Genomic DNA, 1,059 nt, shown 5'->3' with positions numbered 1-1,059 from the left:
AATCTGCGACAGACAAATGGTGCTGACGTAGCAGGTGTCCTTGCCGAACACCTGGTTCATTTCTTCGTAAACGCGCTGTGGTTTGACCGGCACGTTGTCGAAGTGGGTCTTGCGGTGCAGGCTGGCTTTGCGCTGCTGGCAGTCTTGCAGCCAGGCACTGCGGTTTTTCAGCTTGCCGGCGGCTTGCCATTCACGGGCCACTTCGATGAACACGGTCAGTGCGGCAGCAGCGTCGGAAACGATGCCCAGATCCGGCGTGAACACACGACCGATCTGCGTGCCTTCGATGTCGACGTGAATGAACTTGCGGCCTTCGGTGTAAACGTCAACCGAGCCGGTGTGACGGTTGGCCCAACGGTTACCGATCCCCAACACCACGTCGGATTTCAGCATGGTGGCGTTGCCGTAACGGTGCGAAGTCTGCAGGCCGACCATACCGACCATCAGCGGGTGATCGTCCGGGATGGTGCCCCAGCCCATCAGGGTCGGAATCACTGGGATACCGGTCAGTTCAGCGAACTCAACCAGCAGATCGCTGGCGTCGGCGTTGATGATGCCGCCGCCGGCAACCAGCAATGGACGCTCGGCTTGATCAAGCAGAGCCAAAGCCTTCTCGACCTGAACGCGGGTGGCGGTCGGTTTGGCCAATGGCAGCGGCTGGTAAGCGTCGATGTCGAATTCGATCTCGGCCATCTGCACGTCGAACGGCAGGTCGATCAGCACCGGGCCTGGACGGCCGGAGCGCATCTCAAAGAACGCTTTCTGAAACGCGTAAGGCACTTGGCCCGGTTCCAGAACAGTGGTCGCCCACTTGGTGACTGGCTTGACGATGCTGGTGATGTCGACAGCCTGGAAGTCTTCCTTGTGCATACGGGCGCGGGGTGCCTGGCCGGTAATGCAGAGGATTGGAATCGAGTCGGCCGAGGCGCTGTAGAGCCCGGTGACCATGTCGGTACCGGCAGGGCCGGAAGTACCGATGCACACGCCGATGTTGCCGGCCTTGGTGCGGGTGTAGCCCTCGGCCATGTGCGAGGCGCCTTCAACGTGGCGAGCAAGGAG

1 protein-coding gene is annotated in these 1,059 nt (G+C 61.1%); it reads right to left on the bottom strand.

Annotation, left to right across the window (positions count from 1 at the left end; all coding sequences use genetic code 11):
* Window positions 1-1,059 (bottom strand): thiamine pyrophosphate-binding protein (locus ACIPIZ_RS28260; RefSeq protein ID WP_401168749.1); only part of this gene is annotated, 1,059 nt, incomplete at both ends.

The sequence above is a fragment of the Pseudomonas sp. NPDC087690 genome (genome assembly GCF_044743175.1).
Taxonomy (GTDB): Bacteria; Pseudomonadota; Gammaproteobacteria; order Pseudomonadales; family Pseudomonadaceae; genus Aquipseudomonas.
This window is presented reverse-complemented; position numbering and strand designations above follow the sequence as displayed.